At 36.5% G+C, this 14984-nt stretch carries 10 protein-coding genes and 1 pseudogene; 4 read left to right on the top strand and 7 right to left on the bottom strand.

What is annotated here, in order from left to right; translation table 11 throughout:
* The first annotated feature begins 48 nt into the window (after positions 1-48).
* Both secG and NOS7107_RS12790 read left to right on the top strand, forming a co-directional pair.
* Positions 49-282, top strand: a complete 234-nt coding sequence (gene secG, locus NOS7107_RS12795) for a preprotein translocase subunit SecG (protein WP_015113395.1) — start codon at positions 49-51, stop codon at positions 280-282.
* Between the two features lie 10 nt (positions 283-292).
* Positions 293-1057: a peptidase gene (locus NOS7107_RS12790; protein ID WP_015113394.1), complete on the top strand. Its 765-nt coding sequence runs from the start codon at positions 293-295 to the stop codon at positions 1055-1057.
* On the opposite strand, the gene NOS7107_RS12785 is transcribed toward NOS7107_RS12790, so the two are convergent.
* The 7 genes and pseudogenes from NOS7107_RS12785 to NOS7107_RS12755 all read right to left on the bottom strand — a co-directional run bounded on the left by NOS7107_RS12785 (position 1041) and on the right by NOS7107_RS12755 (position 13404).
* Positions 1041-2189, bottom strand: coding sequence for a glycosyltransferase family 4 protein (locus tag NOS7107_RS12785; protein WP_015113393.1), 1149 nt, complete (start codon positions 2187-2189; stop codon positions 1041-1043). The two genes, NOS7107_RS12790 and NOS7107_RS12785, sit on opposite strands and share 17 nt — an antisense overlap.
* 337 nt (positions 2190-2526) lie before the next feature.
* Positions 2527-4113, bottom strand: coding sequence for an MFS transporter (locus tag NOS7107_RS12780; RefSeq protein ID WP_044499945.1), 1587 nt, complete (start codon positions 4111-4113; stop codon positions 2527-2529).
* On the bottom strand, positions 4100-5011 hold the full coding sequence (gene recO, locus NOS7107_RS12775) for a DNA repair protein RecO (protein ID WP_015113391.1): 912 nt from the start codon (positions 5009-5011) through the stop codon (positions 4100-4102). The genes NOS7107_RS12780 and recO overlap by 14 nt, the downstream gene beginning before the upstream one ends.
* 128 nt (positions 5012-5139) lie before the next feature.
* Positions 5140-5820 (bottom strand): deoxyribose-phosphate aldolase, encoded by a 681-nt coding sequence (gene deoC / locus NOS7107_RS12770; protein ID WP_015113390.1) that lies wholly within the window; start codon positions 5818-5820, stop codon positions 5140-5142.
* Positions 5821-6000: 180 nt separating this feature from the next.
* A pseudogene (locus tag NOS7107_RS12765) lies at positions 6001-6528 on the bottom strand (DNA cytosine methyltransferase); the annotation flags it as partial.
* 102 nt (positions 6529-6630) lie between these two features.
* Positions 6631-12255, bottom strand: a complete 5625-nt coding sequence (locus NOS7107_RS12760) for an AAA family ATPase (RefSeq protein WP_015113389.1) — start codon at positions 12253-12255, stop codon at positions 6631-6633.
* A 498-nt stretch (positions 12256-12753) separates the two neighbouring features.
* On the bottom strand, positions 12754-13404 hold the full coding sequence (locus NOS7107_RS12755) for a response regulator (protein WP_015113388.1): 651 nt from the start codon (positions 13402-13404) through the stop codon (positions 12754-12756).
* Between the two features lie 334 nt (positions 13405-13738).
* Between NOS7107_RS12755 and lipA the strand changes: the two genes are divergently transcribed.
* Together lipA and psaX are read left to right on the top strand one after the other, a co-directional pair.
* Positions 13739-14662 carry a lipoyl synthase gene (lipA, locus tag NOS7107_RS12750; protein ID WP_015113387.1) on the top strand — a complete coding sequence of 308 codons (924 nt, stop codon included), beginning with the start codon at positions 13739-13741 and terminating at the stop codon, positions 14660-14662.
* A 169-nt stretch (positions 14663-14831) separates the two neighbouring features.
* Positions 14832-14969, top strand: a complete 138-nt coding sequence (gene psaX, locus NOS7107_RS12745) for a photosystem I protein PsaX (RefSeq protein ID WP_015113386.1) — start codon at positions 14832-14834, stop codon at positions 14967-14969.
* Positions 14970-14984 lie beyond the last annotated feature (15 nt).

Raw genomic sequence — 14984 nt, 5'->3', positions numbered from 1 at the left:
ATAACTTCTAACATCTTTTTTCAAACCACTATAAATGAGATTGCTAACATGACAGTTGCAAATATCGTACAAATTGTTTGGGCATTAGCCGCCCTCGGACTAATTGTTTTAGTATTGCTGCACAGCCCTAAAGGTGATGGCATTGGTGCTATTGGTGGACAAGCCCAATTATTTAGCAGTACCAAGAGTGCAGAAAACACCTTAAACCGAATTACTTGGGCTTTGACAGTAATTTTTCTCGGTTTAACAGTGGTTTTAAGTGCAGGTTGGCTACCTAAATAAGGATAGGGAAATGGGGAAAATCACCCTAAACCCGATGTTAAATATTAGAAAATTCCTAACAGCCCTTGTATTAACTATAAGTACAGGGCTGTTAATTATTTTGGCGAACTTTCCATCCAGCGCAGTATCTTTACCTACCCCAAGACTTCATCCCTTACCAGCTACACTGCTTCAGTGGAAAGATAGTCAAAATAGTGGTGATTACTTTTCTCAAGTTGTAACAACTGAAGTGGGTTATTTAATTTGGTCACAATTTCCAGTTCGAGTTTATGTAGAACGACCAAAAACTATTAGTAATCAACAAGCAGAAACATGGGTGAAAAGTGTTGTGCAGGCTGTACAGGAATGGAGTGTTTATGTGCCTTTAACATTAGTAGAAAAGCCAGAAATTGCTGATATCAAAATTGAGCGAAAAGCTCCGCCATTAAAGCTTTCAGCAGATAGAAAAATCCCCCGTGCGCGTTCTGCTTTAACTACATACCAGTTGTATACCAAAAACAACGTTTTATTGCACCGTTTTACTATTCTGTTGAGTCCTAGTCAGACAGGTAATTATGTCGTTGCTGCTGCACGCCATGAACTTGGCCACGCCTTGGGAATTTGGGGTCATAGTCCATCACAAACTGATGCTTTATATTTTTCCCAAGTTCGCAACCCACCGAATATTTCAGCTAGAGATGTCAATACTTTGAAGCGAGTTTATCAACAGCCCACAAGTTTAGGCTGGTCTCTAATAGATATTCAAAAATCGCACAAATTTAGGCTCCCCAGCTAAGATGTACAGGTTGCTGTAGTAAAACTTCCTTATACAATTCTTCTAGCTGTGTAATATTTTTATCCAATGTATATCGCTCTAAAACACGATTTCTCGCTTTTTGTCCTAGTAGAGTTGTTAACTCTGGATGGTCTTGGCATAGTGGTAAAAGGGTTTTCAATTGCGATCGCACTGTTTTCGTACTTAATACTATACCAGCCCCTTTTTCCAATACTTCTCCATCTGCACCTACATCTGTAGCTATACAAGCTACTCCACTAGACATTGCTTCTAATAAAGACAGAGACAATCCTTCTACCAAAGAAGGCAAAATAAATACATCTGCACCCCTTAATATGTTTACTCGTCTTTCTTCTTCTGCCACAAAACCTAACCAAAAGATGCCGTATTCTGCACCATAAAATTGCTCTAAAGAAGGTCTTAAAGGGCCATCTCCAACAATTAATAACTTACTTTCTGTCCCCATATCTGACTGTTTCCAAGCCCGCAGCAAAGCTTCAACATTTTTTTCTGGGGCTATCCTTCCTTGGTAGACAAATAAGCGTTCAGCTTTAAATTCGGTTTTAATGGTGGAATATCCTGGAGAATATTTAACTGTATCTACTCCATTGGGAATAACGGCGATATTTTCTTCCCGCACACCCATACGTGCAAGTAGTTCTCTCTGAATTTGCGAAAATACAATCACCCGATGATAGTTATCTAAAAAAGGTGCATACAACTGATAGGCTATCAGTTGAGTTCCTGATATGAGTTTTGCCCCTTTACCTGCAAATGGTGTGTGGAAAGTGGCAATTAAAGGCAAATTTAGTTGTTCGCAAATTTCTGGTAAAACAAAGTCAAGCGGCGATAAAGTTAAGGAAGCGTGAACTATATCTGGCTTGATTTCTCTTAAGGATTCTGTTAAAACTTTTGTCGCTTTGAGCGCCGGAATTGTATAAACTTGAGACTTATAAATGAAAGGTAAAGATACTTCTTGGAATTTTGGCCAGTTGTCTGGTTCGGGTTCTTCTTGGGCGAAGTGAAGAAAACTAACTTCATGACCCCTATCTAATAAAGCATTCGTTATCTCTCGACTGTAGGTGACATTGCCACAAAAGGGTGATTTTTTTCCAATCCAGGCTATACGCATTCTTTAAAGTTAGTTATAAGAAAGCTAGTTTCATTTATTAGTTTTGCGCCTCAGCTGTATTTAATTTTTCCTGATATTACTTGATGATGCTGAACTCAAAAACACCGATATAAGCTATTGATCAAACTGCCTATCAGCTAATGAAAACAATAGATTTTCGGTTTGGTTTATTTAAATGAATAAGTTGCTAATTTTTCACTTGGAATACAACTTAGTTCGACGTAATCTCAGGTTTATTCCCAGCGAGTTAGGCACTCAATTATTGCTGAGTTCAGTTTACCATGAAATCAAAGTCAATAATAAATTCTGGATTTTGTCAAGTGATGCAGCAATCTGTTTATAAATACTGACGTGAGTTATACCAGGTTAAGATACCACCAAAAAAGACGATCGCAGCTAATCCCAAAAAAACAGCTTTCAATCCGACAAAGGTTTCCGCTACACCCGCTAGTGCTAAAGGTAAGGTCAGAGCAATATTAATTACATTGTTTTGCAGTCCAAAAACTTTACCACGCATTTCTGGGGGAGTTTCTGTTTGAATCGCCGTTTGCATGGGAATTCCCACTAATGACCCAAAAATACCTAATATCGCTATGAATAATAGGACTAGCCATAATTGTGTAGTAAATAAGGCCAAACCAATTAAAGATGCTGCCATTCCTAAACAACCATACAACCCCAGTTGAGAATAGGAGAAGCGTTGCCCAAACTGACCGAGAATTGTCGCCCCAGCAGCAATCCCCACACCACCTGCTGCTAGTAAAAAGCCAAATTGTGAGGCTTTCAAGTTAGGAATTACCTCTGCCATCCGCACTGCCAAAACAGTTAAGGCGGCAAAGACAGAAAATAAAATAATCAGTCGCACTAAAGCATTCCGAACGTGGTGATTATCTTTGAGGTAAGCAAAACCATCTTTTAAATCTGAGAAAACGTGAGGAAATTCGGTATCGGGGGGGTGGGGTTTTTCCTTTGTGGACAGCAACATTAAAATTATGCCAGCGATCGCATAACTGCCACCCACTAAAATTTCTTTACCCAGTCCATTACTACCACCAAACTGCGCCCAGATACTATCTGCGATCGCTAAAATTGGTTCCCCTATAGCAAATCCAATAATCACCGATGCCATCATCGTTGTTGTGTAAAGGGAATTAGCCGACAGTAAATGCTGTTCTTCCACAACTAAAGGAATTGCCGCTTGTTCTGCTGGGGCAAAAAACTGTGTCAGTGTAGAAACTAAAAAAGTCACGCCCAGAATAATGGCAAAACCTACTGGCAAAACTCCGATTGGTTGCCAATCATGAGTTAACCACAACAAAAAAGGAATTGCGAAAACTAAAATACCACGCCAAATATTTGTTGCTACCAAAACGGCTTTCTTCGACCAACGGTCTACAAACACCCCAGCTACAGAACCAAACAATACTGCGGGGATTGTAAATGCCATCATTAACGTTGATACCCAAGCACTAATGCTTTGACTACCTACTTGAAACTGCGTATTAATTAAAGCAATCATTAATACTAGATATACTTTATCCGCCAGTTGGCAAAATACTTGACCACCCCAAAGTGCGAGGAAATTAGGATTTTTTAATACAGGGAAGAATCCCTGCCGTTGTACATTCCCTGATTTCGCTTCACTATCAGAGCCGTTCCCAGCTGCTTTTTCTGGCGCAGCGTCTACTGGCAAATTATGCTCCTTGTTGCTAGGGGCAACATTGATTAATTTTTCGGATGTCCGCTGTTGACCATTGATCGAAATATCTGGTTTGGAAATTTCGTGGTTGTAAATTTGACTATTTGTAGATGGAGGAACTGATTTCACATTATTAGTCACAGTAGGGGTTGTTGGCCTACTCTGCTTTTTGGTATGGCTTGGTGATAAAGGTAGGATTTTTCTATCCAAATCAGATGGTTGCATCATGGTTGGCAGCAAAATAAGAATCGATCAGGGTTGCGGAGCGAATAGATTGGTCTAAATGATACTGAGCATACTGACGTAAAACCTGCTCAATAGATAACCAGCCATTATCTCTAATTCCATCAATTTGCATTATCTCTGGTTGTGACAGTTGTTGGAGCAGAGCGAATTCTCTAGCGCTCAGACGATAAGAAATTGCTGGAATTTCTTGTCGATGGACAACCTTCTCGTAGCCAGGGATAGGAAAATTTGCTGATGGTGAAAACTCGGAATACTCTCTATTTTCCCACCTTTCTATCTCTTGTTTTCGGCGTAAATTTTCCCACGCCTCCAAACAAATCACCCCACCAGCAGGAACACTAAATCCCACTTGCCAGTTGGGATTGGCAAAGTCTGGCTTTAGGGAGACTTGAGTTAAACAACATACTTGGACTTGAGGCGTTAGTCCCGCCAAGACTAAAAGTTGAAACACCCCAAGAGCAAGAGATGCGTAAACAGCTGATGTTGCGGCTTTCGGTAGACTTTCTAAGTGGTGAAGGTATTCATTGAGTAACTCATAAAGTTCCTCTTGAGGTTGTTCACTCAAAGCCTGACATAAGACTATTTCTGCTAAATACTGACCTGCGGCTAATTTTCCTAAGTCTTTAGCTAAACCAGGATACGTTTTTAACGTCTGTGCTTGAGTAATTTTATCGAGCGATCGCCCTTTAGCAATCAGTAGTTCATTGACCACAAACATTCCACTCCGACCACCAAGGCTAGAGTTGTGTTTGCGTGCGCCTGGCGCAACGGCTCTAATCAGACCGAACTCTCGTGTCAAAATTGTCACTATTCTGTCCGACTCTCCCAGCACCTGAGTTTTTAGATTAATACCAGTTGCTTTATAAGTTTTACTCATGAATCATTAGCCATCAGTCATTAGTCATGAGTCATTTGTTGTTAGTCATTAGTTGAGGAGGATACCACTTGTTACAAGACGGTGAAGCCATCTAACACAGTGGCTCATAAATGACAAAAAATAAATGACTATTCCCCTTTCTTCAGATTATCTCGCTGGCGAAGCAAATCGATACCACGAGATGTCCCCAATCTTGTAGCACCTCCTACAATTAAGTCTATGGCTTGCTCGTGAGTCCGAATACCCCCAGAAGCTTTAATTCCTATTCTTTCTCGGACTAATTCTTTCAAAAAACCCACATCTGCCACTGTGGCACTACCATTCCAACCTGTACTTGTTTTGAGGAATGCTGCACCTGCATCCATACATATTTCTGCCGCTACTCTTTTTTCGGCATCTGTCAGCAGGCTGGTTTCCAAAATCACCTTGACTATTTGCCCAGTTTCTTCACAAATCTCGGCAATTTCTCGATGAACTTCTTCTGTTTTTCCCACCTTCAACCAACCTAAATTAAGCACGACATCTAACTCAGTCGCTCCATTTTCCACAGCTTCTTGAGCTTCATACAGCTTAACGGCTGAAGTTGTTGCCCCATGAGGAAAGCCAATCACTGTACAAACTTTTGGCGTTTTCCCTTTGAGAAGTTCTGCTGCTTGCTTAACGTAGATGGGGTAAATGCAAACCGCCGCAAAGTTAAATCTATATGCTTGTTCACACCATTGCTCAACCTGCTCTGGAGTAGCCGTTGGCGTTAACAGGGCGTGATCGATAAATGGCGCAATATCAATATCTGGATAGTCTGCTGCCATTGAGCTTTTGCCTATGAATGATTATTAAGCTTTATAAAAAATTAAGACATTTACTATATATTAAACCATATTAACTAAGAATTGATCCCCAAACTAGGCTAATTACCTTGGCTCAATAAGTAAAGTGATTTCAAGTTTATTTAATTATTTGAACTAATTCATTAACCTTTAGGCAGTTTGCTATTGAGGTAAATCAACAGTTTTTTCTGGGTTAATTCCGCAAAAATCCAGAATGGTTTTAGCTAATGCTTTAGATACCAAGTACGGTAAACCATTACCAATTGATTTAAACATATTAGTCAGAGACATCTGCTCAGGAAGTACAAAGTTTTCTGGTAAAGATTGTATGGCTAAAGATTCTACTACAGATATTCTTCTTGCTTTATAAGGATGTAAATATACTTCATTATTACCATAGCAAGCCATAGGGGAATAACGCCATCTATGCAGACGTTTGAAAGATTTTTTAGAATTATCTCCTTCATTCACAGTTGTAAATTTACTCATAACTGCTCTTGGCTGAAAATAATGTTCAGCGTTAGGATGATGCAGAATATTATTTTTTCTAAACCAGAATTCAATAGTTAATTCTTGCAGAATGTTATCAGGACAAAGTAATATAGAATTTTCTTGAAACGATTGCGATCGCGTCCAATAATTAGCAAAAACTTTTGCTTGAGAATAAATAATTTGTTTTTGCCAATCAAAAACATTTTGAATCTAGAAAACCTGCACCAGCAAAAAATGAGAAAATAGCAGGGCGATCGCTAGTCATTAGCAATCTTAATTAGGACATACTTAATTTACCATTTATCGCATTGGTATCTCAATCACAAACTCGGTACATTGGTTTAATTTTGAATTAAAAAATAAATTCCCCTGATGTTTGTCGACTACAATCTGATAGCTAATGGATAAACCTAAACCAGTACCGCTTCCTACAGCTTTAGTGGTAAAAAATGGGTCAAATATTTTGTGACGAATACCTTCTGGTATACCGTTTCCATTATCAGCAATTTTAATTCTAATAGTCTGAGATTCTGTTAATTCTGTACAAATTCTAATTTGAGGACAATCATGATTTTGCTTAGTTTGATGATTTGCAAAACTACCTCTTAAAGCATCGATCGCATTACTCAGAATATTCATAAATACTTGATTAAGTTGACCCGCATAACAATTTACTTGTGGTAAATTTGCATAGTCTTTAATTAATTCTATTGCGGATAAATTACTTTTTTCTTTTAATTGATTTTGCAAAATCATCAAAGTATTATCGATACCTTCATGAATATCAACAGGTTTCATATCCGACTCATCTAATCGAGAAAAATTACGCAAGCCTAAAATAATATCACGAATGCGTGAACTTCCTATTTTCATGGAATCGATAGTTTTTGGTAAATCCTCTACCAAAAAATTAAAATCTATTTCCTCAGCTTTTTCAGTAACAATTGGTGTTGGATGAGGATATTCTTGTTGATATAAATCTACTAATTCAAGTAAATCACTAACATAGTCGCTGGTATGAATAATATTGCCATGAATGAAATTAATGGGGTTATTAATTTCATGGGCAATACCTGCTACCATTTGACCTAAAGACGACATTTTTTCACTTTGAATTAATTGTGCTTGAGTTCTTTGTAGCTCTTGTAATGCTTGTTGCAAGCTATGATTTTTATCTTTGAGTTCATTCGTTCTTTCTGTAACTTTCTCCTCTAAATTATGGTTATATTCTTCTAATTGCTGTTTAGTTTTATTTAAATTATCATATAAAATAGCATTTTCAAGAGAAATGGTAGCTTGACTAGTTAAAAGTTTTAGGACTTCTAAGCGATTATTTGTAAATGCACCTGTAGCCAAATTATTTTCTAAATAAAGTATCCCAAGCAATTGATTTTGATTAATCATAGGAATACACAACAGACTCTTAGGTTGTTCACGGAGAATATATGAGTCTGTTGCTAAAAATGCTTGATTTATAGCATCATCAATTACTAATATTTCTCGACTACGTTTAACATAGTTGATTACAGAAATAGGAACATCATTGCAAAATTCCAAATAAATTGAAGGAAATTCTGTATGAACAAATTCTAAATTGGCAAGAGAACTGATAGCACTAACATTAAAGCTTGAATTATCAGCTTCATTCAAAACTAAAACACATTTAGAAGCACCTACATTCTCCATTACAACTGTCATCAGAGTTGACAACAGATTTTTAAGATTAATTTCTCCTGATAGCGCTTGTGAAGCCTTAATGACAGATGCCAAATCTAGCATATCTGAAATACTAGTGTTAGAGCTAACAACAGTTTCATTACTGCTAAAAGAAGTTTGTATATTGTAGGTTAGAGAGGTATACAACTCTGCTTCGCTATATTGATGGCGATTTTGGCTGAGTTTTTCTTCTTGAATAATTGCAGCAAGTAAATAAGGATGGCGTTTCTGTAACTCTTGTGCTTTTGTTAATGCTCCCCAGCGCACATAAGCATAATAAGCATCCATCAAGTAAGGTTTAGCAATTTTTTCTTTACCCCAAACCAAATAAAAATTAGCAGCCAATTCATTAGCTAAAGCTTCTTCATGGATAAATTCATTCTCTTTAGATATGGAAATAGCGAGATCATAGAAATCTATTGCTTCAAGATACTGGTTTAAAACTCGACATCTCTCAGCTTCTACTAAATAAAATTTATTTAAATAATTTGTTGGAGCATTGAGCGACCATTTCCGCATTTTTTCTTGACTAGCTAAAACCTTAGTCAATATTTGGGTTTGTTTAGATAGCTCTACATCATGATATATAGCCAACCAAGCCAGAGAATCATAAAAGAAACATTGAGGCAATGCAAATTGGCCTATTCCCCCACTTAAATACCGTTCTGCATTTACAGCATGATCAATTGCTTGAGAATATTCTCCTAGTAAATAACATAATTGCAGCTTACATAAATAGAAATAGAAAAGAGCATTTATATCATTAGCCTGTACATGAAGAGAAATAAATTTTTCTTCATTGTAAGCCTCACCAATTAAACAGCAAGGATTTTGAACATTATCTTTTAAATTTAAAATAGTCTGTCGATAAATCTCAATCCAGTAAAATACCCTATCTTGTTTGATTTGCTTGGAGGCATAACTGTAGTTTGCGATTTCCTTTTCTAGAGAAGTTAGTGTTTTCCCACTAAAGTAGGAAATATAGCAAGATGCCTTTAAAGAATATGCCGCAAATTCTAAATCTCCTACTTCTAAACCGGCGGAGTAAGCTTCTAAAAGAGGATTTAAAGATTCACGAACAGGATCTTGCCAGTGTCTGACATGGGCATAAAATGTCTGAATAACTTTAGCTCTTATTTCTTTGTTATTTAATTTAGATAATAAGTTTGTAGCTAATTTCCCAAATTTATAGCCAGATTCAATATCTTCTATTACGCCACATAGTATGAGTCCGTAACAAACATACGCATAGGTAGAAAAATAGGAGTTACCATATTCAATAGATAAATTTATCTGCTTCAGAACCATCAAGGGAAAAAGTTCAGGAATTACAGTGTAGGCTAAAGCAATAATACTAGATAAAATACGCATTATTGACAGTGCTTCTGCATCCTCCATATTTGGCAGATCTATTAAACTGTCAATATTTCTATTAATAAAATATGTAGCTGTTTCATTGATTGCTTGTTCAATATCTGATGGGCTAGGGTATTCTGGAAATTCAACTCCATATAACTTTAGAAAATCTAGTCCAGCTTTGACAGCTTCCCATGCCTTGTTTTGCGCTCCGTATGCCTGAATAGTAATGTCAATTACTTTTACTTTATCCAGTATGGTTTTAGCATTTGATAAAACTATTTGAATAAGTTTCTCTGTTTGTTCAAAATCACCATTTAAATATGCTGCTTCTGCTGCTGTTTCCCATAGAGCTAAGGTCAATTCATATTGATTAGCCCAACTATTTTCTATCAGCAGTTTAATTCCTGTATGTAAATATTTAAATGCTGCTGAGTAAGCTGTTGAAGCTAAAGCTTTACGTCCAGCAGTAAGATTCATTATGGCTAGTTCATCACGCTGAGTCTGATTGGTAATAAACTCTACTGCTATATTAAATTGATTTACTAGTTCAAAAATCTTTTCTTCCCTTTCTTCTATCGGGATGTTGTTTAATAGAAGCAATCCAATTTTTAGATGAGTTAATTGCTTTTTTTCCTTGGCAATTAAAGAGTAAGCTGCTTGTTGTACACGGTCATGAACAAATTTATATTTAGGAAGTTGGTAATCATTAATTGTTTGTTTATTTATAGTAAGATTATTAATTTGATCTAATTTAGAATAATCATCATTTGATAAAAAAATATATCCATCATTTTGAGGTATTATTAGGCCATCGATTAGTGATGGCCATAAATCTGATGCAGTATCCATAACAGATTTCTCAAAGACAATTGCGAGAGTTTTTAAATCAAATTCATTACCAATACAGGCGGCAAGCTGTAGAATATTCTGAGTGTTTTGTGGTAATTTCTCTATTTGAATTGCCATAAACTCTACAACATCATCTGTAAATGTTATGTTTTTAATTTTTACTAGATCATATTGCCAATATCCAAGTTCAAAATTTAAACTTATCAGTCCATCATCATATAATCCTTTAAGAAACTGCGTGGCAAAAAATGGGTTTCCTTGAGTTTTAGCAAACACCATTTGTGTTAAAGGTATAGATAAAACTTCAGAACAACGAAGCGTATCAGCAATCAAATAGTTTAAACTAGATTGATTTAACGGTAAAAGTTGAATCTGATTAAGCGTAGTTCCTGATTCCTTAATTTCATTTAATGCCAAAACTAAAGGATGTATATTAGAAACTTCATTATCTCTATATGCACCAATTAGTAATATATTACCTTGTGTTTCTTCTATATCATGTGTTTCACTAAAAATATCTGAAGAGTTATTGGCACTCATTAATAATTGAATAAATTTTAAAGAAGCATTATCTGCCCATTGTAAATCATCTAGAAATATGACTAGAGGATGCTCTCTTGTCGTGAAAATTTTGATGAATTTTTGAAATAATAAGTTGAAACGATTTTGGGCTGCACTGCCATGTAGCTCTACAATTTGTGGCTGTTTACCAATAATTCTTTCTAATTCAGGAATCACATCAATTATTATCTGAATTTGTGTTCCTAGTACTGACAAAATTTTATCTTTCCACCCTTGAATATGGGCATCATTTTCTGTCAATAATTGCCCAATTAAATTTCTTAATGCTTGGATTAAAGCTGATAATGGTATATCACGTTGAAATTGATCAAATTTACCTTTAATAAAATAACTACGTTGCCGAACAATCGGTTTATGGATTTCATTAATTACCGCAGTTTTACCAATGCCAGACGAACCTGTGACTAAAATTATTGCTGTTTGATTCTTGGCTACATGCTCAAAAGTGTTCAGTAAAGTTTCGATTTCATGTTGTCGTCCATACAGCTTTTCTGGAATAATAAATTGACTAGATATATCCTTTAGTGCTAGTTTAAAAGGTAAAATATTTCTTGTTTCTTGCCATTGATTTTGACATGTTTCTAAATCATGTTTGAGTCCATGAGCGCTCTGATAGCGATCTTCAGCGTTTTTAGCGATTAATTTGCTAATAATTTCAGAGAGAATTGATGGAATATTGGTATTAAAAGTATTTGCTTTTGGTGGCTCTTTAGCAATATGAAAATAAACTAGCTCCATCGGTTCAGAACTGATGAATGGTAAATTTCCAGTCAGGAGTTCAAAAAAAGTTATCCCCAAACAATAAAAATCACTACGGTAGTCAATACCTCGATTCATCCGTCCCGTTTGTTCGGGAGAAATATAAGCTAAAGTACCTTCTAAAATATTAGGATTAGTAAGTGATTGAATTTCTTTTGGTAAAAGTGTAGAGATACTAAAATCAATTAGTTTGATTTCTCCAGTTATTGGGTGAATCAAAATATTAGCAGGTTTAATATCTTTATGAATAATGCGATGGCGATGGAGTAGTTCTAAAGTTTTTGTTACTTCAATAGCAATATTAAAAAATTCGCTTAATGAAATAAAAACTTCACCAATTGCATATTTTTCTGAAAGCCATTCTTTGAGAGATATACCACCAAAATCTTCCATGATCAAAACATAGCCGTTGCGGTAGTTTTCGAGGCTATAGGGTTTGACTATTCCAGGAATTTCTAGATTTTGGGTAATAGTGTATTGATTACGAAATTGAGCAATTTCTGTAAAAGTCGGATATTCATTCCGCATCAGTTTGAGAATAACAGCTTTTTGGTCTTGTTCTCTAACACCACGATAAACTAGGGTTTTGCTACCAGAGTATATTTGATCAGTAATTTGATAGCCAACTATAGGATATATCGTGTCTGATACTGTTAACATCTCAGCTTGTGCCTAAGTCTAATTACTATTATTTCAGTATTCCCATAAATCAATTATTAATATCATAGGGAAAGCAAAATTGTTCTTTAACTCAATTATAAAAAATATGTACTGTGTAACAAATATATAAACTATTAATAAAAACCAGAAAATGTGTATTAATAATACTCAATGCAGTCAATACATAATAATTAATACTCCAGCAATTTTAAATTTTTCAGATATTTTAAAAAGAAATATAGTTAAAATGAAACCAACAATAAATAAATTTTTATCTTCAAAAATATAATTTAGTAGAGATATTGCACCACAATACCCCTACTAAATTAAGAATCTCAAGCATTCGCTACTAGTAATGTTATTACTTTCAAGAAATTTACGCGTTGCTAGTGCTTATTCCAGTTTATAACTAGAAAAGACTGCTGTTTTAACACAAATTGAATGAGAATTTTGAGAACGAACTATTAAATGTAACAGAGATAAAATTCAAACTGAATTTTACTTAATTTTCTGTTTAATAAAGGTCACTACCTGAGTTAACTGCTTTTTCAAGCCATCTATTTCAGCTTGCATTTGAACGATTTTCTCATTCAGAGCTTGAATTTCTGCTAAGGAAGCTGTTCCAACATTAGATGTGGTCGGTAAAGGAGAGTTGTTAACATTAACTGTAGCTATTGTGTCATGATCAGCGATCGCACTTGTACTAGCTACACTTGTATTAACACCATTTTTAGCGGCAACGGCTCCCACTAAAGCTGGTTCTTGACGCGGTAGCTTGGCCTTAGCCATAGCTGATTTAATTGCATCAATCAATTGCTTTTTATCAAATGGTTTCCCCAGAAAATCAAAGTATTCAAATGGTTCCGGGATTTTTTCGGTAACTTCTTCCTTACGACCAGACATGATCACTAAGGGAATCTTTCTTAAATCAGGATGGGCTTGAATTTGTTGAAAAACTTCCCAACCACTCATTTTTGGTAGGAGGAAATCTAACATGATCAAGCTGAGTTTTTCTTGACGAATAAAATTGAGTCCTTCCACCCCATCTTTAGCTTCCAATACCTCAAAGTTACCTGGAGGTAACATTTCTCGTACTTTTACCCTGACAACGGTAGTGTCATCGATCACTAAAATTTTGTTACTGGCCACGACTGATTTCTCTAACAGAAACTTTAAGTTTAATCACGGCTATGCCGCTTGACCTTGAGAGTCATCCCACTATATCTAAATTTTTTATGGATTGGGGGATAGTATATTTCGGTATAAATAGCTTTGTTAGCAGTGTTTTATAAAACTTCCTCCCTTAGTTGAAGTAGTTTACGTCATGGTGATATTTAAACTTTGAAATTTGGTTTATGTATAGAACTGAAGCAGTGAGACGAAAAATTCAGAGATGTGAGATTATCGGTGAATAAAACCCGGAAAAACCAGCCTGAACGTAGAAAAACCTACGTCACCTTATTTTTGAATTTACCTAGAATTTATGACTTCGTTACAACCAGGCCAATTTAAGTCAGAAATTATAGCCATGCCTAGCTGGTTACGTCGCCCTATTGGCAAAGCCAGCGAAATTTCCACCGTTCAACGCATTATTAAGCAGCGCCAAATCCATACCATCTGTGAAGAAGGACGTTGCCCTAATCGAGGAGAGTGCTATGCCCAAAAAACGGCGACTTTCTTACTAATGGGGTCAATCTGCACTCGTGCTTGTGCTTTTTGTCAAGTTGATAAAGGTCATGCACCAATGACTCTTGACTCAGAAGAACCACAAAAGGTAGCAGAGGCAGTACAACTTTTAGGATTACGTTATGTAGTTCTGACTTCTGTGGCACGAGATGACTTGCCAGACCAAGGCGCTGGACACTTTGTCAAAACAATGGCAACTATCAGGCAGTTAAACCCAGAAACCCAGATTGAAGTATTAACACCTGATTTTTGGGGTGGCGCAGGTGCAACAGAGGTATTACAAAGTCAACGAATTACCATAATTGTCGCAGCTAAACCCACTTGTTTTAATCACAATATTGAGACAGTACAAAGGTTAACAGGCCCAGTGCGTCGGGGGGCAAAATACGATCGCTCGCTGCGAGTCTTGGCTATAGTTAAAGAAATTGACCCGACTATTCCCACGAAATCTGGTTTAATGCTGGGACATGGAGAGACAATAGAAGAAGTTCTCGAAACAATGGCAGATTTAAGAAGTATCGGATGCGATCGCTTAACTATTGGTCAGTATATGCGTCCTTCCTTAGATCATCTGCCAGTACAAAAATACTGGACTCCAGAGGAATTTGAGCATCTGGGCAGCCTAGCATGGAAAATGGGATTCAGCCATGTCCGTTCCGGGCCGCTGGTTCGCAGTTCCTACCATGCAGGAGAAAATACAAGTATGAAGTGTGAATCTTAACTCAGCACGGGCTGAACGCCCCGCTACCGCTCTAAGCGCAGCTATGCCCGTAGGGCTTTACAGCACTCAGCACTTTTCCCTCGCTAGACAAATATTTTTAACGAATGTGGCTAATTGGTGCAGCTATTTGGTATTTCTGAAAAAGTCATGACATTTAGGAGAACCCTTTATGGCTATTCAAAGCAAAAATTCCCCCGTTGCCGACAGTGGAGCAAAACCCCCCTACCCATTTCGTACAGGTTGGGCATTGCTGCTTTTAGCTCTTAACTTGTTGGTAGCAGCGTACTATTTCCACATCATTGAATAATTAGAAGTGGGCTGG

The sequence above is a fragment of the Nostoc sp. PCC 7107 genome (assembly GCF_000316625.1).
Lineage (GTDB): Bacteria > Cyanobacteriota > Cyanobacteriia > Cyanobacteriales > Nostocaceae > Nostoc_B.
Note: the sequence above shows the minus strand (reverse complement) of the source record. Positions and strands in the feature narration are given on the sequence as shown.

Excerpts from the sequence above, each read along its gene's own strand:
- secG (WP_015113395.1), top strand. The coding sequence starts at position 49 with ATGACAGTTGCAAATATCGTACAAATTGTTTGGGCATTAGCCGCCCTC.
- recO (WP_015113391.1), bottom strand. The coding sequence starts at position 5,011 with ATGAGTAAAACTTATAAAGCAACTGGTATTAATCTAAAAACTCAGGTG.
- NOS7107_RS12780 (WP_044499945.1), bottom strand. The coding sequence starts at position 4,113 with ATGCAACCATCTGATTTGGATAGAAAAATCCTACCTTTATCACCAAGC.
- NOS7107_RS12790 (WP_015113394.1), top strand. The coding sequence starts at position 293 with ATGGGGAAAATCACCCTAAACCCGATGTTAAATATTAGAAAATTCCTA.
- lipA (WP_015113387.1), top strand. The coding sequence starts at position 13,739 with ATGACTTCGTTACAACCAGGCCAATTTAAGTCAGAAATTATAGCCATG.
- deoC (WP_015113390.1), bottom strand. The coding sequence starts at position 5,820 with ATGGCAGCAGACTATCCAGATATTGATATTGCGCCATTTATCGATCAC.
- NOS7107_RS12760 (WP_015113389.1), bottom strand. The coding sequence starts at position 12,255 with ATGTTAACAGTATCAGACACGATATATCCTATAGTTGGCTATCAAATT.
- NOS7107_RS12785 (WP_015113393.1), bottom strand. The coding sequence starts at position 2,189 with ATGCGTATAGCCTGGATTGGAAAAAAATCACCCTTTTGTGGCAATGTC.
- psaX (WP_015113386.1), top strand. The coding sequence starts at position 14,832 with ATGGCTATTCAAAGCAAAAATTCCCCCGTTGCCGACAGTGGAGCAAAA.